The sequence below is a fragment of the Mycobacterium sp. Panama NTM2 genome (assembly GCF_054355555.1).
This window is the reverse complement of sequence record NZ_CM135953.1, coordinates 2,405,901-2,430,112: the sequence shown is the minus strand read 5'-3', so window position 1 is coordinate 2,430,112 and position 24,212 is coordinate 2,405,901. Positions and strand designations below refer to the sequence as shown.

General features: G+C 68.2%; 24 protein-coding genes. 7 read left to right on the top strand and 17 right to left on the bottom strand.

Features of this window, described 5'->3' with window-relative positions; all coding sequences use genetic code 11:
* Positions 1-62 precede the first annotated feature (62 nt).
* From ripB to ACXYX3_RS11640, 3 genes are all read right to left on the bottom strand, one after another.
* Entirely contained in the window at positions 63-749 is a 687-nt protein-coding gene (ripB, locus tag ACXYX3_RS11650) for an NlpC/P60 family peptidoglycan endopeptidase RipB (RefSeq protein WP_374238327.1), read from the bottom strand.
* A complete protein-coding gene (gene ripA / locus ACXYX3_RS11645; protein WP_458612056.1) occupies positions 749-2,158 on the bottom strand; it encodes an NlpC/P60 family peptidoglycan endopeptidase RipA in 1,410 nt (469 codons plus the stop codon). The genes ripB and ripA overlap by 1 nt, the downstream gene beginning before the upstream one ends.
* 175 nt (positions 2,159-2,333) lie before the next feature.
* Complete coding sequence (locus ACXYX3_RS11640) at positions 2,334-2,873, bottom strand: Rv1476 family membrane protein (protein ID WP_241203704.1); 540 nt, start codon at positions 2,871-2,873, stop codon at positions 2,334-2,336.
* Between the two features lie 167 nt (positions 2,874-3,040).
* Here ACXYX3_RS11640 and ACXYX3_RS11635 point away from each other — a divergent pair, with 167 nt between their 5' ends.
* Positions 3,041-5,860: an aconitate hydratase gene (locus ACXYX3_RS11635; protein WP_458611777.1), complete on the top strand. Its 2,820-nt coding sequence runs from the start codon at positions 3,041-3,043 to the stop codon at positions 5,858-5,860.
* An 11-nt stretch (positions 5,861-5,871) separates the two neighbouring features.
* Positions 5,872-6,450: a TetR/AcrR family transcriptional regulator gene (locus ACXYX3_RS11630; RefSeq protein ID WP_458611776.1), complete on the top strand. Its 579-nt coding sequence runs from the start codon at positions 5,872-5,874 to the stop codon at positions 6,448-6,450.
* On the opposite strand, the gene ACXYX3_RS11625 is transcribed toward ACXYX3_RS11630, so the two are convergent.
* The 6 genes from ACXYX3_RS11625 to ACXYX3_RS11600 all read right to left on the bottom strand — a co-directional run bounded on the left by ACXYX3_RS11625 (position 6,447) and on the right by ACXYX3_RS11600 (position 12,335).
* Positions 6,447-6,647 (bottom strand): helix-turn-helix domain-containing protein, encoded by a 201-nt coding sequence (locus ACXYX3_RS11625; RefSeq protein WP_255729998.1) that lies wholly within the window; start codon positions 6,645-6,647, stop codon positions 6,447-6,449. The two genes, ACXYX3_RS11630 and ACXYX3_RS11625, sit on opposite strands and share 4 nt — an antisense overlap.
* Positions 6,648-6,710: 63 nt before the next feature.
* Positions 6,711-8,339 carry an ABC-F family ATP-binding cassette domain-containing protein gene (locus tag ACXYX3_RS11620; RefSeq protein WP_458611775.1) on the bottom strand — a complete coding sequence of 543 codons (1,629 nt, stop codon included), beginning with the start codon at positions 8,337-8,339 and terminating at the stop codon, positions 6,711-6,713.
* 91 nt (positions 8,340-8,430) lie between these two features.
* Positions 8,431-9,243, bottom strand: a complete 813-nt coding sequence (locus tag ACXYX3_RS11615; RefSeq protein ID WP_458611774.1) for an enoyl-CoA hydratase — start codon at positions 9,241-9,243, stop codon at positions 8,431-8,433.
* A 32-nt stretch (positions 9,244-9,275) separates the two neighbouring features.
* Positions 9,276-9,638, bottom strand: coding sequence for a thioredoxin (trxA, locus tag ACXYX3_RS11610; RefSeq protein ID WP_241203709.1), 363 nt, complete (start codon positions 9,636-9,638; stop codon positions 9,276-9,278).
* A 40-nt stretch (positions 9,639-9,678) separates the two neighbouring features.
* Positions 9,679-11,169 carry a glycoside hydrolase family 16 protein gene (locus ACXYX3_RS11605; protein WP_458611773.1) on the bottom strand — a complete coding sequence of 497 codons (1,491 nt, stop codon included), beginning with the start codon at positions 11,167-11,169 and terminating at the stop codon, positions 9,679-9,681.
* A 449-nt stretch (positions 11,170-11,618) separates the two neighbouring features.
* The gene (locus tag ACXYX3_RS11600) at positions 11,619-12,335 is read right to left on the bottom strand and encodes a flavodoxin family protein (RefSeq protein ID WP_241203712.1); all 717 of its coding nucleotides are present in this window, start codon (positions 12,333-12,335) and stop codon (positions 11,619-11,621) included.
* Between the two features lie 102 nt (positions 12,336-12,437).
* Between ACXYX3_RS11600 and ACXYX3_RS11595 the strand changes: the two genes are divergently transcribed.
* The gene (locus ACXYX3_RS11595) at positions 12,438-13,106 is read left to right on the top strand and encodes a haloacid dehalogenase type II (protein ID WP_458611772.1); all 669 of its coding nucleotides are present in this window, start codon (positions 12,438-12,440) and stop codon (positions 13,104-13,106) included.
* Here the strand turns inward: ACXYX3_RS11595 and ACXYX3_RS11590 are convergent, their stop codons facing one another.
* The 7 genes from ACXYX3_RS11590 to ACXYX3_RS11560 are packed head-to-tail and all read right to left on the bottom strand — an operon-like array spanning position 13,107 to position 19,427.
* Positions 13,107-13,451 carry a metal-sulfur cluster assembly factor gene (locus ACXYX3_RS11590; RefSeq protein ID WP_458611771.1) on the bottom strand — a complete coding sequence of 115 codons (345 nt, stop codon included), beginning with the start codon at positions 13,449-13,451 and terminating at the stop codon, positions 13,107-13,109.
* Positions 13,448-13,918 (bottom strand): Fe-S cluster assembly sulfur transfer protein SufU, encoded by a 471-nt coding sequence (gene sufU, locus ACXYX3_RS11585; RefSeq protein WP_458611770.1) that lies wholly within the window; start codon positions 13,916-13,918, stop codon positions 13,448-13,450. The genes ACXYX3_RS11590 and sufU overlap by 4 nt, the downstream gene beginning before the upstream one ends.
* The gene (locus tag ACXYX3_RS11580; protein ID WP_458612055.1) at positions 13,915-15,189 is read right to left on the bottom strand and encodes a cysteine desulfurase; all 1,275 of its coding nucleotides are present in this window, start codon (positions 15,187-15,189) and stop codon (positions 13,915-13,917) included. The genes sufU and ACXYX3_RS11580 overlap by 4 nt, the downstream gene beginning before the upstream one ends.
* 17 nt (positions 15,190-15,206) lie before the next feature.
* Positions 15,207-15,977 carry a Fe-S cluster assembly ATPase SufC gene (gene sufC / locus ACXYX3_RS11575; protein ID WP_241203717.1) on the bottom strand — a complete coding sequence of 257 codons (771 nt, stop codon included), beginning with the start codon at positions 15,975-15,977 and terminating at the stop codon, positions 15,207-15,209.
* A gap of 2 nt (positions 15,978-15,979) precedes the next feature.
* Positions 15,980-17,146: a Fe-S cluster assembly protein SufD gene (sufD, locus tag ACXYX3_RS11570; RefSeq protein ID WP_458612054.1), complete on the bottom strand. Its 1,167-nt coding sequence runs from the start codon at positions 17,144-17,146 to the stop codon at positions 15,980-15,982.
* Between the two features lie 14 nt (positions 17,147-17,160).
* A complete protein-coding gene (gene sufB, locus ACXYX3_RS11565) occupies positions 17,161-18,600 on the bottom strand; it encodes a Fe-S cluster assembly protein SufB (RefSeq protein ID WP_458611769.1) in 1,440 nt (479 codons plus the stop codon).
* Positions 18,597-19,427 (bottom strand): helix-turn-helix transcriptional regulator, encoded by an 831-nt coding sequence (locus ACXYX3_RS11560; RefSeq protein ID WP_458611768.1) that lies wholly within the window; start codon positions 19,425-19,427, stop codon positions 18,597-18,599. Before ACXYX3_RS11560 ends, sufB begins: the two co-directional genes overlap by 4 nt.
* Before the next feature lie 48 nt (positions 19,428-19,475).
* On the opposite strand from ACXYX3_RS11560, the gene mptB reads away from it, so the two are divergent.
* The 3 genes from mptB to ACXYX3_RS11545 are packed head-to-tail and all read left to right on the top strand — an operon-like array spanning position 19,476 to position 22,899.
* Positions 19,476-21,155: a polyprenol phosphomannose-dependent alpha 1,6 mannosyltransferase MptB gene (gene mptB / locus ACXYX3_RS11555; RefSeq protein ID WP_241203720.1), complete on the top strand. Its 1,680-nt coding sequence runs from the start codon at positions 19,476-19,478 to the stop codon at positions 21,153-21,155.
* The gene (locus ACXYX3_RS11550; RefSeq protein WP_241203721.1) at positions 21,152-22,087 is read left to right on the top strand and encodes an ABC transporter ATP-binding protein; all 936 of its coding nucleotides are present in this window, start codon (positions 21,152-21,154) and stop codon (positions 22,085-22,087) included. Before mptB ends, ACXYX3_RS11550 begins: the two co-directional genes overlap by 4 nt.
* Positions 22,084-22,899, top strand: a complete 816-nt coding sequence (locus ACXYX3_RS11545; protein ID WP_458611767.1) for an ABC transporter permease — start codon at positions 22,084-22,086, stop codon at positions 22,897-22,899. The genes ACXYX3_RS11550 and ACXYX3_RS11545 overlap by 4 nt, the downstream gene beginning before the upstream one ends.
* Here the strand turns inward: ACXYX3_RS11545 and ACXYX3_RS11540 are convergent.
* Positions 22,867-23,508, bottom strand: coding sequence for a hypothetical protein (locus ACXYX3_RS11540; RefSeq protein ID WP_458611766.1), 642 nt, complete (start codon positions 23,506-23,508; stop codon positions 22,867-22,869). The two genes, ACXYX3_RS11545 and ACXYX3_RS11540, sit on opposite strands and share 33 nt — an antisense overlap.
* A 97-nt stretch (positions 23,509-23,605) precedes the next feature.
* Between ACXYX3_RS11540 and ACXYX3_RS11535 the strand changes: the two genes are divergently transcribed.
* Complete coding sequence (locus ACXYX3_RS11535) at positions 23,606-24,193, top strand: TetR/AcrR family transcriptional regulator (RefSeq protein ID WP_241203724.1); 588 nt, start codon at positions 23,606-23,608, stop codon at positions 24,191-24,193.
* The last annotated feature ends 19 nt before the right edge of the window (positions 24,194-24,212 follow it).

The window sequence follows — 24,212 nt, the reverse complement described above, 5'->3', positions numbered from 1 at the left end:
CCGTCAACTATTCCAGGCGGGTCAGAATCCGTCGACGCCGCCCGAATTAACTCAGCCGCTACTCAGGATTCGATGATGCGCGCCGCGTACGGCTGCAGACCCGAGGTACGCACCGGGCTGACGGTGACCTTGCCGGCGCTGCCGGATGCCTCCAGCATCCGGCCTCCGCCGAGATACATCGCGACGTGCTGGCTGCCACCGGGACCCCAGAACAGGAGGTCGCCGCGCTTGGCCTGGGCGATGGGCACCTTGCGCCCGGTGTTGTACTGATCGCCGGAGTACTTCGGGATCAGCACCCCGACGCCGGCGTACGAGAACTGAGTGAGGCCCGAACAGTCGAACCCGACAGTGTTGGCGCCGGACTCGATGCCCCGTGTGGGTCCGGTCGGCTTGCCGCCGCCCCAGGAGTAGGGCACCCCCATCTGACTGCCGCCGCGACGGATCGCGTACTCGATGGCCGCGGGCCCGCGCACGACGCCCGGCGCGACGCTGGTCGGGTCGGCCGGCGCGAGGCCGAGGCTCTGCAGGAACTTGTGCCCGAGGTTCATCGTGACCTGGGTGGCCTGCGCGGTCGCGGCCAACGAGGCGTTCGCGATCGCCAACGGATCGCCGGGGGCGCCCGCGCTGATGAGCTTGGGCAGCGTCGGGTCCCACTGACCGGCCTCGGGTTGGGCCGCGGCGGGAGTGGCGGCACCGAGCAGGACCCCGACCACGACCGTCAGGGACAGGAGGAGGCGGCGCAGGGCGATCACCACTCGATCATTCGGGTGACGTACGGCGTCATACCGCTGGTCCGCACCGGCGAGATCTTGACCACCGAACCGGTGTAGGGCGCCTCGAGCATCTGCCCGTCACCGAGGTACATCGCGACGTGCTGGCTGGCGTTGGGACCGTAGAAGATCATGTCTCCGCGGCGCATCTGCGACGAGGGCACCTTGCGACCGGCGTTGTACTGCGAGCCCGAGTAATGGTCGAGCTTGATCCCGACGCCGGCGAACATGTACAGCATCAGGCCCGAGCAGTCGAAGCCGACGGTGCCGGCGCCGGAGTCGATGCCCCGACTGGGCCCCGAGGCGTTTCCGCCGCCCCACGAGTAGGGCACACCCATCTGTGACATGCCGCGTTTGATCACGTACTCGGTGGCCTGCCGGCCGTACAGCGTCGGGATGGCGCCGTTGGTGATCCCCGTCGGTGTGGGCAGCAGGCCGATGCTCTGCAGGAACTTCCGACCCAGGTCCTGGGTCACCTGCAGCGAGGTGGTGATGATCTTGAGGACGGCGTTGATGATCTGGACCGGGTCGCCGCTGACGAAGGCGCTCGGGATCTGGGGCAGCGTCATGTCCCAGGCGGTGTTGCGGTTGCCGGTGGACGGATCCGCATCCCAGTCGGGGTTGACGCCCGCGGGGGCCGGTTTGGCGCCCGGACCGGCCGGCGCGGCTGACCCACCGGAACGCCCGGTCGGGGCCGAGAGCGCCTGTGCGGCTTGCAGTTTCGTCTGAGCCTCGGCCCGCTCGGCGGTGAGCCGGTCCAGATCGGCCTGCTGGGCCTTGAACGTCTGCTGGGCGTTGGTCAGCGCCTCGACGGCGGTCTGCTGGCTGGTCTCGGCGGCCTTGACCGCATCGTCGGCCTGCTGCTTGGCCAGCCGGGCGGCGGACTCCCGGTTCACCTGCTCGGTGCGGGCGCGCGCCAGATCGGACATCACCTTCTGCGTGGACAGCGACAGCGCCTGGCCGGTGGCCGCGGTACCGAGGATGTCGATCGGGTCCTTGGCCGTCAGGTACGAACTCGACGGGCCGTGCACGTACATCGCGGCCGCGAACTGGTCGAACCGGTTCTGGGCGGCGGAGATCGCCGCATCGGCGTCCTTGACGCTGCGCGCACTGGCGTCGACGTCGCGTTGCGCGGCGGAGGCGGTGTCGCGGGCGGTCTGCACGTCCAGGATCGCCTTGTTGACGCTCTCCTGCTGGCTCTGGATGGCCGCCCCGAGGTCCTGCAGCTTCTGGTTGACGTTGGCGACCTCGGTCACCAGTTCAGCGAGGTTGTCGCCGGGCTGCGCGTGGGCCAGCTGTGGTGTCGTGAGCACCATGCCGAACGCGAGCGATACGGCGCACAACCGGGTGGCGGGCGCGCCGCCAAGGGGGCGTCTCATTCGACTCAGGTCTCCTCAGGCTCCGCGCAGAAGTCACATCAAGCACAACTGCAACTACAGGCACCGATTGCACCGTACGTCACATCTGACGCTAAAGAAACTTTAGTCACGAATTACAACAATGTAATTGCAATTGCCGTTATCAAACGGTGATGTTTGCATTCGCGCAGTGCGCGGCAATTACTTAATCGTCGCTGGTGGACGCTGCGTTGGGGACGGTCGACCGTTTGCTGCATTTCTGCAGCACACGCGTCCCGATGGCGGCGATCAGCACCGCGAAAACGAGCACAATCGTGAATGCGGTCCAGGGAAAGTGCGGGGTCGTCAACTCCCCCACGAAATTCTTCGTCGACTGGACCGGATCTCCGGTGCGGGCGATGTCCTGGCCCGCTTCCAGCGTGGTCCGATCGAAGCGAGTGCTGAACGTGCCGGCGAACGACGGACTGAGCGCCAGCACCGTCGAACCCGGGTTGGCGGCGCCGACCTCGGTGGCGATGTCGCGCAGCGGTGTGTCGATCGGCGGGTTCTCGGCGATGACCACGACCTTGAGGTCGATCCCCTGCTGCTGGGCCTGTGCGACGATCTCGCGCAGCGCCGGCACCTCGGCCTGATCGGCGGGCGGCACACTGATGCCGTCGTCTTTGACGTCGGCCTGCACGCGGTCCATGTCGATCGACGGCGGGATGTAGGCCGGCAGGAACGGAATCACGTGCGGTCCGGTCACACGAGCACCGTAACCGAACGCCGGTACGCAGCAGTGGGTGGCGTGCCGGGCCGCGGACGACAAGACTGGGCAGCACCCTGGGATTACATACAGGACAAGCGTACTGTTAGGGTGACAAACGCCGTCGACACAGCCCGTCGCGGCGATGATTCAAGCCGGGAGTTGATGTGAGCAGCAAGAATTCATCCGTGAACTCGTTCGGAGCCAAGGACACGCTCGAGGTCGGGGACAGCAGCTACGAGATCTACCGTCTGGACGCGGTGCCGGGCACCGAGAAACTTCCCTACAGCCTCAAGGTGCTCGCCGAGAACCTGCTGCGCACCGAAGACGGCGCCAACATCACCAAAGACCACATCGAGGCGATCGCGAACTGGGATCCGTCCGCCGATCCCAGCATCGAGATCCAGTTCACCCCGGCCCGGGTGATCATGCAGGACTTCACCGGAGTGCCCTGCATCGTCGACCTCGCCACCATGCGCGAGGCCGTCGGCGACCTCGGCGGCGACCGGCAGAAGGTGAACCCGCTCGCCCCCGCCGATCTGGTGATCGACCACTCGGTGATCGCCGACCTCTTCGGCACCGCCAACGCCTTCGAACGCAACGTCGAGATCGAATACGAGCGCAACGGCGAGCGCTACCAGTTCCTGCGGTGGGGCCAGGGCGCGTTCGACGACTTCAAGGTCGTCCCGCCGGGCACCGGCATCGTGCACCAGGTCAACATCGAATACCTGGCCAGCGTCGTGATGGACCGCGACGGGCTCGCCTACCCCGACACCTGTGTGGGCACCGACAGCCACACCACGATGGAGAACGGCCTGGGCGTGCTCGGCTGGGGCGTCGGCGGCATCGAGGCCGAAGCCGCGATGCTCGGCCAGCCCGTGTCGATGCTCATCCCCCGCGTCGTCGGCTTCAAGCTGACCGGCGAGCGCCGCGCCGGTGTGACCGCCACCGATGTCGTGCTCACCGTCACCGAGATGCTGCGCAAGCACGGCGTGGTCGGCAAGTTCGTCGAGTTCTACGGCGACGGTGTCGCCGAGGTGCCGCTGGCCAACCGCGCCACGCTGGGCAACATGAGCCCCGAGTTCGGTTCCACCGCAGCCATTTTCCCGATCGACGACGTCACGATCGACTACCTGCGGATGACCGGCCGCAGCGATAAGCAGCTCGCCCTGGTGGAGGCCTACGCCAAGGCCCAGGGCATGTGGCACGACCCGAGCCGCGAGCCGAAGTTCTCCGAGTACCTCGAGCTCGACCTGGCCGACGTGGTGCCCTCGATCGCCGGCCCGAAGCGTCCGCAGGACCGCATCGCGCTCGACGACGCGAAGTCGGCGTTCCGCAAGGACATCCACAACTACGTGGAGAACGGGGACTCACCGGCGCACTCGAACGTCGACGAGGCCGTCGAGGAGACGTTCCCCGGCAGCGACCCCGTGTCGCTGTCGTTCGCCGAGGAAGACGCGGTCGACGCGACGCCGTCGGCCGCCAACGGTGCTGAGGGCCGGCCGACCAACCCGGTCACCGTGCGCTCCGAGGAGCGCGGCGACTGCGTCATCGACCACGGCGCCGTCGTCATCGCCGCGATCACGTCGTGCACCAACACCTCCAACCCGGAGGTCATGCTCGGCGCCGCCCTGTTGGCCAAGAACGCCGTCGACAAGGGCCTGGTGACCAAGCCGTGGGTCAAGACGACGATGGCCCCGGGCTCGCAGGTGGTCACCGACTACTACGACAAGGCCGGACTGTGGCCCTACCTGGAGAAGCTGGGCTTCTTCCTGGTCGGCTACGGCTGCACCACCTGCATCGGCAACAGCGGGCCGCTGCCCGAGGAGATCAGCAAGGCGATCAACGACAACGACCTGTCGGTGACTGCGGTGCTCTCGGGCAACCGCAACTTCGAAGGCCGGATCAACCCCGACGTGAAGATGAACTACCTCGCGTCCCCGCCGCTGGTCATCGCCTACGCGCTCGCGGGCACGATGGACTTCGACTTCAACACCGAGCCCCTCGGCAAGGACAACGACGGCAACGATGTGTTCCTGAAAGACATCTGGCCCACGCAGAAGGACATCGACAACACCATCGCCGAGGCGATCAACACCGAGATGTTCGTCAAGAACTACGCCGATGTGTTCGCCGGCGACGAGCGGTGGCGCAACCTGCCCACGCCCAGCGGCGACACCTTCGAGTGGGACCAGGACTCGACGTACGTGCGCAAGCCTCCGTATTTCGACGGCATGCCCGCCGAGCCGGAGCCGGTCAGTGACATCCACGGCGCCAGAGTGCTTGCGCTGCTGGGCGATTCAGTCACGACCGACCACATCTCACCGGCCGGCAGCATCAAGCCGGGCACCCCGGCCGCGCAGTACCTCGATTCCCACGGGGTGGAGAAGAAGGACTACAACTCCTACGGGTCGCGCCGCGGCAACCACGAGGTGATGATCCGCGGGACCTTCGCCAACATCCGGCTGCGCAACCAGCTGCTCGACGACGTGTCCGGCGGCTACACCCGGGACTTCACCAACGGCGGCGAGCAGGCGTTCATCTACGACGCGGCACAGAACTACGCCGCACAGGACATCCCGCTGGTGGTGCTCGGCGGCAAGGAGTACGGCTCCGGCAGCTCGCGCGACTGGGCGGCCAAGGGCACGCGCCTACTGGGCGTGCGGGTGGTGATCGCCGAGTCGTTCGAGCGCATCCACCGCTCGAACCTGATCGGCATGGGGGTGATCCCGCTGCAGTTCCCCGAGGGCGAGTCGGCCGCGTCGTTGAAGCTCGACGGCACCGAGACCTTCGACGTCACCGGCATCGAGGAGCTCAACGAGGGCAAGACGCCGAAGACGGTGCACGTCACGGCAACCAAAGAGGGTGGCGACGCGATCGAGTTCGACGCGGTGGTGCGCATCGACACCCCCGGTGAGGCCGACTACTACCGCAACGGCGGCATCCTGCAGTACGTGCTGCGCAACATGCTGAAGTCGTCGAACTGAAGTCGTAACCGATGCCGAGGGTGACCGACGATCATCTGGCGGCGCGCCGTCGCCAGATCCTCGACGGCGCCCGGCGATGCTTCGCCGAGTACGGCTACGACCGTGCGACGGTGCGGCGGCTCGAGCAGACGATCGGGCTCTCGCGCGGCGCCATCTTCCACCACTTCCGCGACAAGGACACGCTGTTCTTCGAACTGGCGCGTGAGGACGCGGAGCGGATGGCCGAGGTGGCGGCGCGCGAGGGCTTGATCCAGGTGATGCGGGACATGCTGGCTGCGCCGGATCAGTTCGACTGGCTGGCAACGCGGTTGGAGATCGCGAGGAAGCTGCGCAACGATCCCGCGTTCAGCCGGGGCTGGGCCGAGCGGTCTGCCGAGCTGTCCGCGGCGACCACCGAGCGGCTGCGCAGACAGAAGCAGGCGGGCCGCCTGCGCGACGACGTGCCGGGTGAGGTGCTACGCACCTATCTGGAGTTGGTACTCGACGGACTGGTGGCGCGCTTGGCCTCCGGTGACGATCCGCAACGGCTGGGCGCCGTCCTGGACATGGTCGAGGAGTCGGTGCGCCAGCAGGCCGGCCAGTCGCCCTAGCGTCGGCCGCGGTGGTTGGGCCCGCCCCTGCTGCGCATGGTTGCACCGGCCTCACGCAGCATGCTGTGCACCGAACCGTAGGAGCGACCGGTCGAGGCCACGAGGGTCCGGATGCTGGCTCCCCCTTCGTAGGCGGTGCGCAGCTCGCTGATGAGCTGCTCCCTGTTCTCCTGAATGTCCTTCACGTTCTTCTTCATCGATGCCCCTCCAGTGATCTGCGGCACACGCATACCCGGGCCCGGGGGGCTTGAATCTGACGATCAGGCGAGTTCGATGAGCTCCCGGTAGTCGTCGGACCAGAAGTCCTCGGTCCCGTCGGGCAGGAGCAGCACCCGCTGCGGATCCAGCGCCTCCGCGGCCCCGGGATCGTGGGTCACCAGCACCACGGAGCCCTCGTAGCTGCGCAGCGCGTCGAGCACCTGCTCGCGCGAGGCCGGGTCCAGGTTGTTGGTCGGCTCGTCGAGAAGCAGCACGTTGGCGGTGGAGGCGACCAGGCCGGCCAGGGCCAGCCGGGTCTTCTCACCGCCGGACAACGTGCCGGCCGGCTGTTCGAGCTGCGGACCGGTGAACATGAACGCTCCGAGCAGGCCGCGCAGATCCTGCTCACCGGTGTCCGGGGCGGCGTGGCGGATGTTCTCCCACACCGACGCCATGTTGTCGAGGGTGTCGTGCTCCTGGGCGAAGTAGCCGATCTTGAGCCCGTGGCCCGGTTCGAACACGCCCGCGTCGGGCTTCTCCACGCCCGCCAGCAGCCGCAGCAGCGTGGTCTTACCTGCGCCGTTGAGCCCCAGCACGACGACGCGCGAGCCGCGGTCGATGGCCAGGTCCAGACCGGTGAAGATCTCCAGCGAGCCGTAGGTCTTGGTGAGCCCCTTGGCGATCAACGGCGTTTTGCCGCACGGCGCCGGCGTCGGGAACTTGATGCGCGCCACCTTGTCGGCCACCCGCTCCTCGTCGAGGGCGGCCAACATCCGGTCGGCACGTTTGAGCATGTTCTGGGCGGCGACGGCCTTGGTGGCCTTGGCACCCATCTTGGCGGCCTGGGCGCGCAACGCACTCGCCTTCTTCTCGGCGTTCGCGCGTTCCCGGCGCCTGCGCTGCTCGTCGGTCGCGCGGGCGTCGAGGTATTTCTGCCAACCCATGTTGTAGACGTCGGCCTCGCCGCGCACCGCGTCGAGGAACCACACACGGTTCACCACATCGGCGAGCAGGCCGACGTCGTGGCTGATCACCACGAGTCCGCCGGCGTGGTTCTGCAGGAATGACCGCAGCCAGCTGATCGAGTCGGCGTCGAGGTGGTTGGTGGGTTCGTCGAGCAGGAGCGTCGTCGCCGAGCCGGAACCGGTGTCGGAGGCGGCGAACAGAATCCGCGCGAGTTCGACGCGGCGTCGCTGCCCACCGGAGAGCGTGCGCAGCGGTTGTGTCAGCACACGGTCGGGAAGGCCGAGGCTCGCACAGATGCGGCCCGCTTCGCTTTCGGCGGCGTAGCCGCCGAGCGCGGCGAAGCGTTCCTCGAGTTCGCCGTAGCGGCGCACCGCCTTGTCGCGGGCCTTGTCGTCGGCCACCTCGGCCATCAGCGCCTGCTGCTTCTCCAAGTCGGACAGCAGCGTGTCCAGGCCGCGTGCCGAGAGCACCCGGTCGCGGGCGAGCTGATCGAGGTCACCCTCTTTGGGGTCCTGGGGCAGGTATCCGATCTCACCGGTGCGGGTGATCGTCCCGGCGTAGGGCTCCCCTTCACCGGCCAGGATGCGCATCGTGGTGGTCTTGCCCGCCCCGTTGCGGCCGACCAGACCGATCCGGTCGCCCGGCTGGACACGCAGAGCCGATCCCTCGATGGCGAGCAGCGTGCGCGCTCCGGCGCGGACCTCGAGGTCCGTTGCGGTGATCACGCTGAGGCTCCTGAATGTGAATGGGCAGCGTGAGACCGCTGCTGCGATTGCCTCACCAGGCTAATGGCAGCGGCGGTCCTGCCGCCAATCGTTACTTGTCGTCGGTGAAGACGGCCGCGCGGTTCTGCTTGCGCGCCGCGACGGCTTCCTCGAAGTTGTTGGTAAGCAGCCGGATGTAGAGCTGGCCGAGGCCTTCGGCCTGCATGTGGGCTTCGAGCGAGCCGGCGTCGAGTCCGCTCCACAGGGTGCGTTTGGTGAGTTCGGTGCCGGGCCGGGAGAACGCGGCGATCCGCTCGGCCAGGTCGAAGCAGGTGTCGAGCAGGTCGGCAGGGGCGACCTGCCGGGACACCAGACCGATTCGCTCCGCCTCCTCGGCGGTGACGTCGCGGCCGGTCAGCATGATCTCGAACGCGCGCGACGAGCCGATGGCCCGCGGGAGGAGGTAGCTCAGGCCCAGCTCGCTGGCGGTCAGGCCGTTGTTGATGCCCGCTGCGCGGAAGTAGGCCTCGGTCGAGGCCACGCGGATGTCGGCGGCCAGCGCCAGGCACAGGCCGCCGCCGATCGCTGCGCCGTTGACCGCGGCGATCACGGGTTGGTGCAGCTTGCGCATGCCCAGGATGACGTCGTCGAGCAGCTCCATCGACCGGAGGCCGAAGCTGGGCCGGGTGAGCCCGTCGACGTGCGGCACCGAACCGGCCGACTTGTGATCCGCGCCGGAGGAGAACCCCCGGCCTGCTCCTGTCAGCACCACGACGCGGACGTCGTTGTCGTGGGTCAGGTTCTCGAGCACCGCCTTCAACGGCACCATGACGTCGAACGCCATCGAGTTCATCCGCTCAGGCCGGTTCAGCGTGACCAGCGCGACGTGCGGGCGGGGGGTGTCGACGAGAACGAACGGGGGCACGCCAGCAGGCTATCCGGCGCGCTCGGGCCAGGTCAGCCCTGGTTGTCGTCCTGGGCGGCCATCGCCGCGTCGATGTCGAACTCCTTGACCTTCTGGACCAGGTCTTCCAGCGCGGCGGCCGGCAGCGCACCCGCCTGGTTGAACACCAGCTTGCCCTTCTTGAATGCCATCAGCGTCGGGATCGAGCGGATGTCGGCAGCCGCCGCGAGCTGCTGCTCGGCCTCCGTGTCGACCTTGGCGTAGACGACGTCGGGATGCTTCTCCGACGACGCCTTGAACGTCGGGGCGAAGGCACGACACGGCCCGCACCAAGACGCCCAGAAATCGACGAGAACGATCTCGTTCTCGGTGATGGTGGCGTTGAACTCTTCGGCGGTGATGTCTTTCGTAGCCATGTTGACGTCAACGTCGAGCCGCGGGCCTGTGTTCCCCGCGTCAGAGCTGATACGCCCGGACCCAATCGACCTTCATCTCGGAGTTCATCGGCACCGATGCGCTCGGATCCCCCGTCCACGGGTTGCCGACGGCGACGTTGAGGATCAGGTAGTGCTCCCACTCGCCGGAGAACGGGGTCCAGTCGCCTCCGCGCGCCTCGTAGTCCGCCTTGGTCACCTGCCCCACCTGCACGCCGTCGACCCGCCAGACGATGCGGTCGGCGTACCAGTCCATCCCGTAGGTGTGGAAGCCGGCTGACAGGTCGAGCCCGAGATCGGCATCGATGTCGTCCATCTTGACGTCGACGTTCTTGTTGCCCTTGGCCGGGCCGCGGATGTTGCCGGTCCAGGTACGCCGCGAGGCCGGGGTGCCGAATCCGGGGATCTCCATGATGTCGATCTCGCCCTGGCGCGGCCAGTCGAACTCGTGGCCGGGTTCCAGACCGACCGTCCAGAACGCCGGCAGCAGACCCTGATCGGGCGGCACCTGGATGCGTGCCTCGACCCGGGTGCCGACGCCGATCGACTGCTTGCCGTAGGTGACCACGCGCGCCGAGGTGTAGTTGTAGGGGGCGCCGAGGCCGTCCGGCGCCTTCTCCCGACGCACCTGGATGACGAGGTTCCCGTCGCCGTCGACGGTGATGTTGTCGCCGTCGGTGTAGTACTGGTTCTCCCCGGCCGACTGCCCCCACCGCCCGGTCTGCGAGCCCCAGTACTTGAGCGCCTCCTCCCGGCTGCTGAAGTTCGTCTCCCACAACAGTTTCGGATCGGAAGAGCCGGGCTGCGCAGGGGGCTGGCTGTTGAGCACATCGCGGTAGATGTCCTGGCGGCGCACCAGCCAGCGCTGGGCCTTGGCCGCCGACACCGGGATGTCGAGCCAGTCCGTACCCATCCGCCGACTGCGAATGCCCATCGAATAGAGCGAGTCGACGATCATCGAGCCGATGGTGACCCGGGTGCTGGTCGCCGCGGCCAGCAGCGTGGCGTCGGGGGTGCCGCTGCTCGGGGCCACCGCCGAGGTGCGGGCCGACGTGAGCGCGGCCGGGGCGACGCTGACCCTGCTCGTTTCCGGGGCCGGTTCTCGAGCCGGCGACGTCACGATGCGCGCCGGACGCGCCGTCTCGAGCGTCGCCGCACGCTCGGCGCGGCGGCCGCGGTCGCGCCGGTGCGGGCGGCTGTCCTCCGCCGCCGTCTCGTCGGTGTCGGCGCGCGGGCGGATGACACGGCGCTGGTGCGTATCGGTGCTGCGTTCCTCGGATTCCCTGACCTGCCTCCGCGGGGACAGGCGCGACGGTCTGCTCACCACACCCGCTGACGTCGCGTCGGGCGCCGAGACCGAGTGCGGAGTCGCCGAGCCCGCATCGTCGGGGGCTGCGACGGCGGTGCCCGCCCCCGCCACCCCCGCCGCCAGCAGACCGGCCGCGACGATGCCGCCGGCCAGAATGTGTTTGCCGCTGAGGGCTGACGTACCTGAACGCTGGGTGGATTGCATCACCGAATCCATTTCTCTTGCCGAGACATTTAACGAAAGGCGAAGCAAACTGAACACCGTAGATCAGTAATCGGTGCCGAACAACAGTTACGTGATAACTGCAGTTCAGAGCGTCGTGATCACCGAAGTCCGGATGCTCAGCAAACGTTATACACACTGGGAGCGGATGTTCGGCGCTTTCTCGGCAATTTCTTCCGCGGTCTCGGATCGTCATATTCGACACGCACCGGGTATTCGCCGAAATGCATTTGCAGCGCACCGGAGACGATTCGCTGACCCTCAACCGCTCGACGAATTGCCGTGGTCGGCGCGTCGCCGCTGCGGAACCCCGCCGTAGCCGCATCCACGGCGGCAAGAACACCGGTACCCGCGCCTGACCATTGGCTGCCGTCAGGCCCCGGCCGGCGACGCACCCTGCTCAGAGCACGGCCGACGCCGCCGTCATGTCCTCAGCGGTATTCGGGATTGACGAAGTCGTACCGGCAACCGGCATCCCACCCCGAACGGATGTTGCCGTGGGCGGGCACCCCGCCGGCCGACTTCAGCAATCGGGCGAGGTGCATCAGGTTCCACGTCATGAACGTCGTGTTGCGGTTCGTGAAGTCGTTCTCGGGTCCACCGGAACCGGGATCGAGATACGACGGTCCCGGACCCGCCTCGCCTATCCAGCCGGCATCGGCCTGCGGAGGAATGGTGTAACCGATGTGTTGCAGCGTGTAGAGAACGTTCTGGGCGCAGTGTTTGACGCCGTCCTCGTTACCGGTGATCAGGCATCCGCCGACACGGCCGTAGAAGAGGTACTGACCGGCATCGTTGAGCAGATGCGAGCCGCCGTAGAGCCGCTCGTGCACCCTTTTCATCACGGAGCTGTTGTCGCCCAACCAGATCGGACCTGCCAGCACCAAGATGTCGGCGGCGAGCACCTTCTCGAAGATCGCCGGCCAGTCGTCCGTGGCCCAGCCGTGCTCCCGCATGTCGGGCCAGACGCCGGTCGCGATGTCATGATCCACGGCCCGCACGACGTCGACCGCGACGCCGTGGCCGGCCATGATGGCGGTGCTGATCCGGATCAGGCCGTCGGTGTTGCTCACCTCCGGGGACCGCTTGAGCGTGCAGTTGATGAACAGCGCGCGTAGGGCACTGAAATCGGGGTCGATGTCGGCCATCGTGCGCTCCCGCCGTCGAATGAGGGTGTCCCAGTACAGTGCGCCCCGCGCGCCTGCGCGTTACGTGACGCGGACAACGGCTATGGGCAGATGATGAGACCCGTGCCCTCTCCCCCTGTGCTGATCTTCGACGTCAACGAGACGCTGCTCGACATCGAGACGCTGGCGCCCGCATTCGAGGACATCTTCGGCGACCGGCGGGTACTGCGGGAGTGGTTCGCGCAGTTGATCCTTTATTCGATGACGGCGAGTCTCGCCGGCGGCTACGCCGACTTCTTCGAGCTCGCCCGCGGGGTCTTGAAGATGGTCGGCGACACCCACGGCGTCCCGATCGCCGACGACGACTTCCAGCGAGTCGCCGAGGCGCTGCGTTCGATGCCGGCCCATCCCGACGTCGCCGACGGCCTCGCCGAGCTGCGCGGCCGCGGCTACCGGCTCGTCACGCTGACGAATTCGCCCCCGGTCAGCGGTACGCCCACCCCGCTGGAGCGGGCTGGTCTGGGCGACTACATCGAGCGGCAATTCAGTGTCGACACGTACCGGGTGTTCAAACCGGCCACCCGGCTCTACCAGCACGTGGCGCAGGACCTCGGCGTCGCACCCACCGATTGCATGCTGGTTGCCGCACACGTCTGGGACACGATCGGCGCGCAGAGCGCCGGGATGTCCGGCGCGTTCCTGGCCCGGCCGGGCAACGCGGTCGTTCCGACCCTGCCGCCACCGACCGTCGTCGCCGGCGACCTCCTCGAGCTGGCTCGCCTGCTCGAGTGATCAGACGGTGAAGCCCAGCGCGCGCAGCTGCTCGCGGCCGTCCTCGGTGATCTTGTCCGGGCCCCACGGCGGGTTCCACACCCAGTTGATGCGCAACTCGTTGACCAGTCCGGCGCCTACGAGGGCAGTGCGGGACTGGTCTTCGATCACGTCGGTCAAGGGGCACGCCGCCGAGGTCAGCGTCATGTCGATCAGCGCGATGTCGCCCTGCTCGCCCTTCTCGACGTTGACGCCGTAGACCAGCCCGAGGTCCACGACGTTGATGCCCAGCTCGGGGTCGACGACGTCACGCATCGCCTCTTCGATGTCGGCGAGTTGTTCTTCACTCGGTGCGGTCTCACTCATCGGTTCTCCTCCACAGAAGTCTCGTCTGGCCCGTGCGCCTGCGCCAAAGCTGCTTTGAAAGCCGTCCAGCCCAGCAGCGCGCATTTCACCCGCGCCGGGTACTTCGCCACGCCGGCGAACGCGACGCCGTCGCCGAGCACATCCTCGTCCCCGTCGATCGTGCCCCGCGACGACACCATTTCCGAGAACGCCGCCACGGTCTTGAGCGCATCCCCGACGGTCTGACCGATCACTTGATCGGTCAGCACCGACGTCGAGGCCTGGCTGATGGAACAGCCCTGTCCGTCGTAGGAGATGTCGGCGACGGTCTCGCCGTCCTCGGACAGCGCCACCCGCAGCGTCACCTCGTCGCCGCAGGTCGGATTGACATGGTGCACCTCGGCGGCGAACGGCTCCCGCAGCCCGCGGTGATGCGGGTGCTTGTAGTGGTCCAGGATCACCTCCTGGTAGATCTGCTCAAGCCTCATGAACGACCCCGGGTCGCTTGGCTCCTGCCCGCCGGATCGAAGAACTCCACGGCGCGCCGCACCCCGGCCACCAGCCGGTCCACCTCGTCGATGGTGTTGTAGACGGCGAACGAGGCGCGGGCCGTCGCGGCGATGCCGAACCGGCGGTGCAGCGGCCACGCGCAGTGGTGGCCCACCCGCACCGCCACGCCGTCGTCGTCGAGCACCTGGCCGACGTCGTGCGCGTGCACCCCGTCGACGACGAACGACACCGGCGACCCGCGGTCGGTCATCGACGTCGGACCGATCACCCGCACGCCCTCGATCTGTGACAGCCCGGCCAGCGCGGCAGCCACGAGGTCGCGCTCGTGCTCCTCGACGGCCGGCATGCCGAGCGCGTCGAGGTAGCGGGCGGCCGCCGCCAATCCCACCACCTGGGACGTCATCGGGGTGCCCGCCTCGAAGCGCTGCGGCGCGGGCGCGAACGTGGTGGCCTCCATCGTGACCGTCTCGATCATCGACCCGCCGGTCAGCACCGGCGGCATCGCATCGAGCAGTGCCCGCTTGCCGTACAGCACGCCGATGCCGGTGGGGCCGAGCATCTTGTGTCCGGAGAACGCTGCGAAGTCGACGTCGAGACCATGCAGATCGACCGGCTGGTGCGGCACCGACTGGCAGGCATCGAGCAGCACCAGCGCGCCCACCGCGCGGGCGCGGGCCACCAACTCCTCGACCGGCGCGACGGCTCCGGTGACGTTCGAATGATGGCTGAAGGCAACGATTTTCACGCGCTCGTTGAGCTCGAGCGAGTCGAGGTCGATCCGGCCGTCGTCGGTGATCCCGTACCAGCGCAGCGTCGCTCCGGTGCGCTGCGCCAGCTCCTGCCAGGGAACCAGGTTCGCGTGGTGTTCGAGCTCAGTGGTGACGATGACGTCTCCGGGGCCGACGGCGTGCTCGAACCGCTTGTCGCCCAGGGCGAAGGCCACCACGTTGATGGCCTCCGTGGCGTTCTTGGTGAACACCAGCTCATCGGTGTCGGCGCCGACGAACGACGCGATGTCCTCGCGGCCCTGTTCGTAGGCGTCGGTCGCTTCCTCCATCAACTGGTGGGCGCCGCGGTGCACCGCCCCGTTGGAGGTGAGCAGGAATTCCCGCTCGGCGTCGAGCACGGTCAGCGGCTTCTGCGACGTCGCTCCGGAGTCCAGATAAGCCAGCTGGTTACCACCGCGCATCACCCGGGACAGAATCGGGAAATCCGCCCTGACCCGGGCCACCTCGGCCGCATCGAGCACGCGCGCAGCCGTCACGGTCAGGCCCCCGCGGCGGCAGCCTGAGTGAAGCGCTCGTAGCCGTTGGCCTCCAGCTCGTCGGCGAGTTCGGGGCCGCCCGATTCGACGATCCGCCCGGCCACGAAGACGTGGACGAACTGTGGCTGGATGTAGCGCAGAATGCGGGTGTAGTGCGTGATCAGCAGCACGCCGCCGTGCTCGGCCTCGGCGTAGCGGTTCACACCCTCGCTGACTACGCGCAGCGCGTCGACGTCCAGACCGGAATCGGTCTCGTCGAGGATCGCGATCTTCGGCTTGAGCAGGCCGAGCTGCAGGATCTCGTGACGTTTCTTCTCGCCGCCGGAGAACCCCTCGTTGACGCTGCGCTCGCCGAAGGACGGGTCGATGCCGAGGTCGGTCATCGCACCCTTGACCTCTTTGACCCAGTGGCGCAGCTTGGGGGCCTCGCCGCGGACTGCGGTCGCGGCGGTGCGCAGGAAGTTCGACATCGACACACCCGGTACCTCGACCGGGTACTGCATGGCCAGGAAGAGGCCGGCCCGGGCACGCTCGTCGACACTCATCTCGAGGACATCGTCGCCGTCCAGCGTGATCGAGCCGCCCGTGACGGTGTACTTCGGATGCCCCGCGATGGCGTAGGACAGCGTCGACTTGCCGGACCCGTTGGGGCCCATCACGGCGTGGGTCTCCCCCGACTTCACGGTCAGGTCAACGCCTTTGAGGATCGGGATCTCTTCACCCTCGGGGGTGTTCACCGAGACGTGCAGATCTTTGATGTCCAGTGTGGTCATGGTCAACTCTTCTCGGTAATCGCTAGTTCGCGTTCGATGGCGTCGGTCAGGCGCTCCCGGACGGTGGGTACGGAGATCTTGGCGATGATCTCGCCGAAGAAGCCGCGGACCACCAGACGGCGGGCCTGCTCCTCCGGAATGCCGCGGGCGCGCAGATAGAACAGCTGCTCGTCGTCGAATCGGCCGGTGGCGCTCGCATGGCCGGCGCCGACGATCTCGCCGGTCTCGATCTCCAGGTTGGGCACCGAGTCGGCGCGCGCGCCGTCGGTGAGCACCAGGTTCCGGTTCACCTCGAAGGTGTCGGTGCCGGTGGCTTCGGCGCGGATCAGCACATCGCCCACCCAGACGGTGTGGGTGTCGGGGCGCCGCGAGGCCGGATCTCCTTGCAGTGCACCCTTGTACGTCACGTTGGAGCGGCAGTTCGGTTGTGCGTGGTCGACCAGCAGCCGGGACTCGAAGTGCTGACCGTCGTCGGCGAAGTAGAGGCCGAGCAGTTCGGCGTCCCCGCCCGGCGCGGTGTAGCGCACCCGGCCCGTCGACCGGACCACGTCGCCGCCGAGCGTGACGGCCGCGTGGCGCAACACCGCGTCCCGGCCCAACGTCGCGTGATGCATGCTGACGTGCACCGCGTCGTCGGCCCAGTCGGCGATGGACACCACACGCAGTGTCGCACCGTCACCGATCACGAATTCGATGTTGTCGGCGTAGGTTCCGCTGCCGCGGTGGTCGAGCACGACGACCGCTTCGGCCAATTCACCGACGCGGATCTGGGTGTGCCCGTAGGCGGTCGCCCCCTCGCCGGGACCGGTGATCGTCACCTCGATCGGGTCGGGGACGACGGCCTGGGCGGGCACCTCGATCAGCGTGGCCGCGCCGAATGCCGAATAGGCTTGGGCGGCAACCCGATCGGCGGGAACGCCGGCGTCACCCAGGCGATCGTCGGTGCGGGACACCTTCTCGACCCGCACGGCATCGGCACCGGCCACCTCGACGGTGGCCTCCGCGGTGGCGACCGCCGAGCCGTCGTGCAGACCGCGCAGCCGCTTGAGCGGGGTGAAACGCCAGATCTCGTCACGGCCGCCGGGCACCTCGAAGGCGTCGACGTCGAACGAGGTGAACAGCTCGCCTTTGTTGGCACCCTCGAGGGCTGCCGTCACATTCGTCGTCACATCAGACTCTGCCACTAGCCGACCGCGCCTTCCATCTGCAATTCGATCAGCCGGTTGAGCTCCAGCGCGTACTCCATCGGGAGCTCCTTGGCGATCGGCTCGACGAAACCGCGGACCACCATCGCCATCGCCTCGTCCTCGGTCAGGCCGCGGCTCATCAGGTAGAACATCTGATCATCGCTGACCTTCGACACGGTGGCCTCGTGGCCCATCGTGACGTCGTCCTCGCGGATGTCGACGTAGGGATAGGTGTCGGAGCGGCTGATCGTATCCACCAGCAGCGCATCGCATTTCACGCTCGAACGCGATCCGTGGGCACCCTTGTTGACCTGCACCAGGCCGCGATAGGACGCGCGGCCGCCGCCGCGGGCGACGGACTTGGACACGATGTTGGACGACGTGTTCGGCGCCAGGTGCAGCATCTTGGCGCCGGTGTCCTGGTGCTGTCCCTCGCCGGCGAACGCGACGGAGAGGACCTCGCCCTTGGCGTGCTCACCGGTCATCCACACCGCCGGGTACTTCATGGTGACCTTAGAGCCGATGTTGCCGTCGACCCACTCCATCGTGGCGCCGGCCTCGGCGCGGGCCCGCTTGGTGACCAGGTTGAACACGTTGTTCGACCAGTTCTGGATGGTCGTGTACCGGCACCGCCCGCCGGGCTTGACGACGATCTCGACGACCGCGCTGTGCAGCGAGTCGCTCTTGTAGATCGGCGCCGTGCAGCCTTCGACGTAGTGCACGTAGGCGTCCTCGTCGACGATGATCAGCGTCCGCTCGAACTGACCCATGTTCTCGGTGTTGATCCGGAAGTAGGCCTGCAGCGGGATGTCGACGTGCACACCCTTGGGGACGTAGATGAACGACCCGCCGGACCACACCGCGGTGTTCAGCGCGGAGAACTTGTTGTCCCCGGCCGGGATCACGGTGCCGAAGTACTCCCGGAACAGTTCGGGATGCTCGCGCAGACCGGAATCGGTGTCGAGGAAGATGACGCCCTGGGCCTCGAGGTCTTCGCGGATGGAGTGGTAGACGACCTCCGACTCGTACTGGGCGGCCACGCCCGAGACCAGGCGCTGCTTCTCGGCTTCGGGGATGCCGAGCTTGTCGTAGGTGTTCTTGATGTCCGCGGGCAGATCGTCCCAGGTGGCGGCTTGCTTCTCGCTGGAGCGCACGAAGTACTTGATGTTGTCGAAGTCGATGCCCTCGAGGTTGGACCCCCAGTTCGGCATCGGCTTCTTGTCGAAGGTGCGCAACGCCTTCAGGCGGATGTCGAGCATCCACTCCGGCTCGCTCTTCTTCGCCGAGATGTCGCGCACCACCGCCTCGGACAGGCCGCGCTGTGCGCTGGCACCGGCGACGTCGGAGTCGGCCCAGCCGTACCCGTACTTGCCCAGGGAGGCGATGGTCTCCTCCTGGGTCAGCGTTTCGGGCTTGACCTCAGGTGTGAGTGTCATTGCGACACACTCCTTTTGCTAGCTGACGGGCTCCGGCGCGGGCTGTGCGCCGGAACGTGGGTGGTGCAGGCACAATCCCCGTTGACGATCGTGGCGAGCCGCTGGACGTGAGTACCCAGTACCTCGGACATCGCCTGCTGTTCGGCCTCGCAGAGTTCGGGGAACTCCTCGGCGACGTGGGACACCGGGCAGTGGTGCTGGCAGATCTGCACCCCGCCCAGCGGACCGCGCACCTGCGTGGTCGTCGTGGCGTAGCCGGCCCGGCTCAGCGCGTCGGCGACGCGCTCTGCGGCGGCCTCGACGTCCTCGGCGCGCTCGGACGCCGCCGGCGCGACGCCGGACAGGATCGTGTCGATGCGCCGCCGGGCGAACGTGTGCACCGCGTCGTCCCCGCCGATCTCGCGCAGCGCCCGCATGGCCGCCGACGCCAGATCGTCGTAGGTGTGCTCGAGTTTCGCGCGTCCGGCGGCGGTGAGCTGGTAGCGCTTGGCGGGCCGGCCGCGGCCTTCCTGCTGCCAGGCGGCAGCGGACTTGGCCTGCGCGTCGCCCGCCTCGATCAGTGCGTCGAGATGTCGGCGCACCCCGGCCGCCGAGAGGCCGAGTCGCTCGCCGATGCTGCTTGCCGTCGTCGAACCGGACTCCAGCAGCAGACGCACGATCGCCGTCCTGGTGTCACCGTCGGCAGCCGAGGGTGACGCCGACAGCGCCGGGGCCCCCTCAGTCGGCACGACAGTGCCCTCCGGACGGAATTTCACAACACCAGTGTGACGCAATTGCCAGACCGGGTCCACCAAGGCCACCCTTAGCGACGTCGTCATACTTCTCACACCGTCTGGGCGGCCGAACCGGGAATAGCCGCCCGCTACGCTGCCTGAGTGGCAGCCCGCCGACACTCGCTCAGCACCTCCATCGCCGGTCTCCACGGCGACGAGCGCACCGTCGGCAGCCCCCTGGACCCCGCCGAATTGGTCGCGCTGCACCGCACCCGCCTGTTCGGCGCGACCGGCACCGTGCTGATGGCGATCGGCGCGCTGGGCGCCGGTGCGCGCCCCGTCGTGCAGGACCCCACCTTCGGCGTGCGCCTGCTCAATCTGCCATCGCGGATCCAGACGGTGTCACTGACCATGACCACCACCGGCGCGGTGATGATGGCACTGGCCTGGCTGATGCTCGGCCGGTTCGCGCTGGGCAAGCGCCGCATGACCCGCAGCCAGGTCGACCGCACGTTGCTGCTGTGGGCGCTACCGCTGCTGATCGCCCCGCCGATGTACAGCAAGGACGTCTACTCCTACCTGGCCCAGAGCGAGATCTCCCTGCAGGGCAACGACCCCTACCGCGTCGGGCCGGCCCCCGGCCTGGGGCTCGATCACGTCTTCACGCTGTCGGTACCCAGCCTGTGGCGCGAGACGCCCGCCCCGTACGGGCCGCTGTTTTTGTGGATCGGGCGCGGCATCTCGCGGATCACGGGCGAGAACATCGTCGAAGCGGTGCTGTTCCACCGGCTGATGGTGTTGTTGGGCGTCGGCCTGATCGTGTGGGCGACGCCCCGGCTGGCACGCCGCTGCGGCGTCGCCGAGGTCAGCGCACTCTGGCTGGGCGCGACCAACCCGCTGCTGTTCATGCATCTGATCGCCGGTATCCACAACGAGGCGCTGATGCTGGGTCTGATGCTGGCCGGCACCGAGTTCGCGCTGCGCGGTATCTCCGCTTTTCCCAGGGGCACCGCGGTGGGCGACGCCGTCCGGCACCGCGGGTACGCGCCGGCCATGCTGCTGGCCGGGACGGTGTTGATCACGATGTCCTCGCAGGTCAAGCTGCCGGGGTTGTTGGCGCTCGGTTTCGTAGCGATGGCGCTGGCCGCGCGGTGGGGCGGCACTGTCAAGGCGTTCCTGATGGCCGGCAGCGCGCTGGGCGCGGTGTCCCTGGCGGTGATGGCGCTGATCGGGTGGGCCAGCGGGCTGGGCTTCGGCTGGCTGTTCACCCTCGGCACTGCCAACGTCGTCCGCAGCTGGATGTCCCCGCCGACGCTGCTGGCGCTGGGCACCGGTCAGGTGGGCATCCTGCTGGGCCTGGGCGACCACACCACCGCCGTTCTCGGTCTGACCCGCGCGATCGGCGTGACCCTGATCGCGATGATCGTCACCTGGCTGCTGTTCGCCGTGCTGCGTAACCGCCTGCATCCGGTCGGCGGCCTGGGCGTCGCGCTCGGCGTCACCGTGCTGCTGTTCCCGGTGGTGCAACCGTGGTATCTGCTGTGGCCGATCATCCCGCTGGCCGCCTGGGCCACCCGGCCGGGGTTCCGCGCCGCGGTCATCGCCGTCACCCTCATCGTCGGGATCTTCGGCCCCACCGCCAACGGCGACCGCTTCGCCCTGTTCCAGATCGTGCTCGCGACACTGGCCAGCACCGTGATCGTGGCCACCCTGATCGCGCTGACCTACCGGTGGCTGCCGTGGCGCGCGGTGCCGGCAGCCGCGACAGGTCGCCTCGACGAGCCGGTAGGAGCGGCCCCCACGGCCGATCCCAAGGCCGACGCCTACGCTGAATCTCCGTGACCTCCCGTTCCGGCGACGCGCCCGTGCGACTGCGTGGCGTGACCAAGCGGTACGGCGACACCGTGGCGGTGTCCACGTTGGACCTCGAGGTGGGAGCGGCGGAGATCTTCGCGCTGCTGGGACCCAACGGCGCCGGTAAGACGACCACGGTCGAGATGTGCGAGGGTTTCGTCCGTCCCGACGACGGCAGCATCGAGATTCTCGGGCTCGACCCGGTGGCCGACAACGCCGAGGTGCGGGCACGGACCGGGGTGATGCTGCAGGGTGGCGGCGCCTACCCGGCCGCACGCGCCGGCGAGATGCTGGCGCTGGTGGCCTCGTACGCGGCCAATCCGCTGGACCCGGCGTGGCTGCTGGACACCCTGGGCCTGACCGATTCGGCGCGCACCGCCTACCGGCGGCTCTCCGGTGGCCAGCAGCAGCGGCTGGCCCTGGCCTGCGCGGTGGTCGGCCGGCCCGAGCTGGTGTTCCTGGACGAGCCGACGGCAGGGATGGACGCGCACGCCCGCCTGGTGGTGTGGGAGCTGATCGACGCGCTGCGGCGCGACGGCGTGACGGTGGTGCTGACCACCCATCAGCTCACCGAGGCCGAGGAACTGGCCGACCACATCCTGATCATCGACCGGGGCCAGGCCGTGGCCGGCGGCACGCCCGCCGAGCTGATGCGCAGTGGCGCCGAGAACCAGCTGCGATTCCGGGCGCCGCGCATGCTGGACCTCTCGCTGCTGATCGCGGCGCTGCCCGAGAGCTACCGGGCCACCGAGCCCTCGCCCGGTGAGTACCTCATCGAGGGACGCATCGATCCGCAGGTGCTGGCGACGGTCACGGCGTGGTGCGCCCGGCTCGACGTGCTCGCCACCGACATGCGTGTCGAGCAGCGCAGCCTCGAGGACGTGTTCCTCGACGTCACCGGGCGGGAGTTGCGGCAATGAGCACGCCGAGGAACACACCGAAGCACACCTCGAACCGTTTCGCCGAGGGCACCTTCTCCCCCGATCCGCGGCCGGCCCCCGTGCCGCGGATGCTGGCCGCGCAGTACGGACTGGAACTGCGGCTGCTGCTGCGCAACGGCGAGCAGCTGCTGCTGACGATGTTCATCCCGATCACGCTGCTGATCGGGTTGACCCTGCTTCCGTTGGGCTCGTTCGGTCCGGATCGCGCCGGGACGTTCACCCCCGCGATCATGGCGCTGGCGGTCATCTCGACCGCATTCACCGGGCAGGCCATCGCGGTGGCCTTCGATCGCCGGTACGGCGCCCTCAAGCGGCTCGGAGCCACCGCGTTGCCGGTGTGGGGCATCATCGCCGGAAAATCGCTGGCAGTGGTGACCGTGGTGTTCCTGCAGTCGATCCTGCTGGGCGCCATCGGCCTCGGCCTGGGCTGGCGGCCCGCGCCGGCCGGCCTCGCGCTGGGCGCGGTGATCATCGCGCTCGGCACCGCGGTCTTCGCCGCGCTGGGGCTGCTGCTCGGCGGCACCCTGCGCGCCGAGATCGTGCTCGCGGTGGCGAACCTGATGTGGTTCGTCTTCGCCGGGGTGGGCGCGCTGACCGTCGAGGGTGGTACCGACGGGGGCATCGTGCCGGCCGCTGTGCAGTGGATCGCGCGGTTGACGCCGTCGGGGGCGCTGACCGAGGCGCTGACGCAGGCCATGACGCTGTCGGTCGACTGGTTCGGCCTTGCGGTGATGGCGATCTGGGGCGCGGCCGCCGCGCTATGCGCGCTGCGCTGGTTCCGCTTCACCTGAGCTCGCCACCTGAGGCAGCAGATACTCCAGCCGACCGACCTCCTCGATGTTGTGCCGGACCCATGCTTCGGCCATCGTCGGCGGGAACCGGCGTCGCAGCAGGGCATTGACCGGGGCCATCACCGCGCTGCGCGCGCCGATGTCCAGCACGGACACGTAGTGGGCGCCCTCGACGCCCGCCGACCACGTGTGCTCGAGGGCGACGATCGGCACCCCGGCGAGCCGCTGCACCAACCGGATGCCGGTGACGTCGAGTTTCTCGACCCGGTCGACGACGTCGACGCCGAACCTGGGATCACCGCCGAACGCCTCGACGATGTGGAACCGGGCACCTTCGCCCGCTCCGCCACCGGGCGCGGGCCGCCACAGCTCCCACCGGATGTGATCGGTCGGGTGCCAGGCCAGATAGCGATCGACGATCCGTCCGCCGTACTGCATCGTGCCGTCCAGGTGGGTGAACCAGTCGAGCAGCATCGCCGGGGTGATCCCGGCCAGGGGTCGGTGGTCGATCGTGATCCGGCGCCGGCCGTGGGCACACTCGGTCACCTGCACCGATGCCGAGTCGATCGGCCGCATCGGGTACAGCACGGGAAGTGGCGGGTGGTACATGTCCGTCCTTAGAAGATACGTTTGCGTTTCTTAACAGAGACGGTACGATGACCGTGATAAGATACGCAAGCGTTTCTATTCGGAAAAGAGTGTGATCATGCCCACCACCCGTCGACGCGGTCCAGAGCTCGATGCGGCGATCAAGTCGGCCGTCATGGATCTGCTGGCCGCGCACGGACCCGACGGCGTCACGATGGAGGCGGTCGCCGCGGCCGCCCACACCAGCAAGCCCGTGCTCTACCGGCGGTGGTCCGACCGCCGCGCCCTCCTGCGCGACACCCTCATCGAGGTCGCCTCGGCGGCGATCCCCACCGCGGACACCGGCGGGTTCCGCACCGACATGCTGGCCGTGCTGCGCGGGTGGGCCGAGCTGTTCGCCGGCCCACGCGGACCGTTGATGCGCTCGATCGTGATGGCGGTGGCGGCCGACCCCGAACTGGCCGAGACGTTCCACGCCGACGTCATCGGCAGCCGCAAGGCCGACGTGACCGCCCTGGTGCAGCGCGGGATCGACCGCGGGGACGTGCGGGCCGACATCCCGATCGGCGTCGTCAGGGAACTCGGCCAGAGCGTGCTGTGGCACCACCTCCTGATCACCGGCGACCCCATCGACGACGACCTGGTGCTCACGCTCGTCGACGAGGTGCTGGTGCCGCTCACCGCCCCTACTACGACCCGTAGTTAGCCGGGCTCTACCATCGACA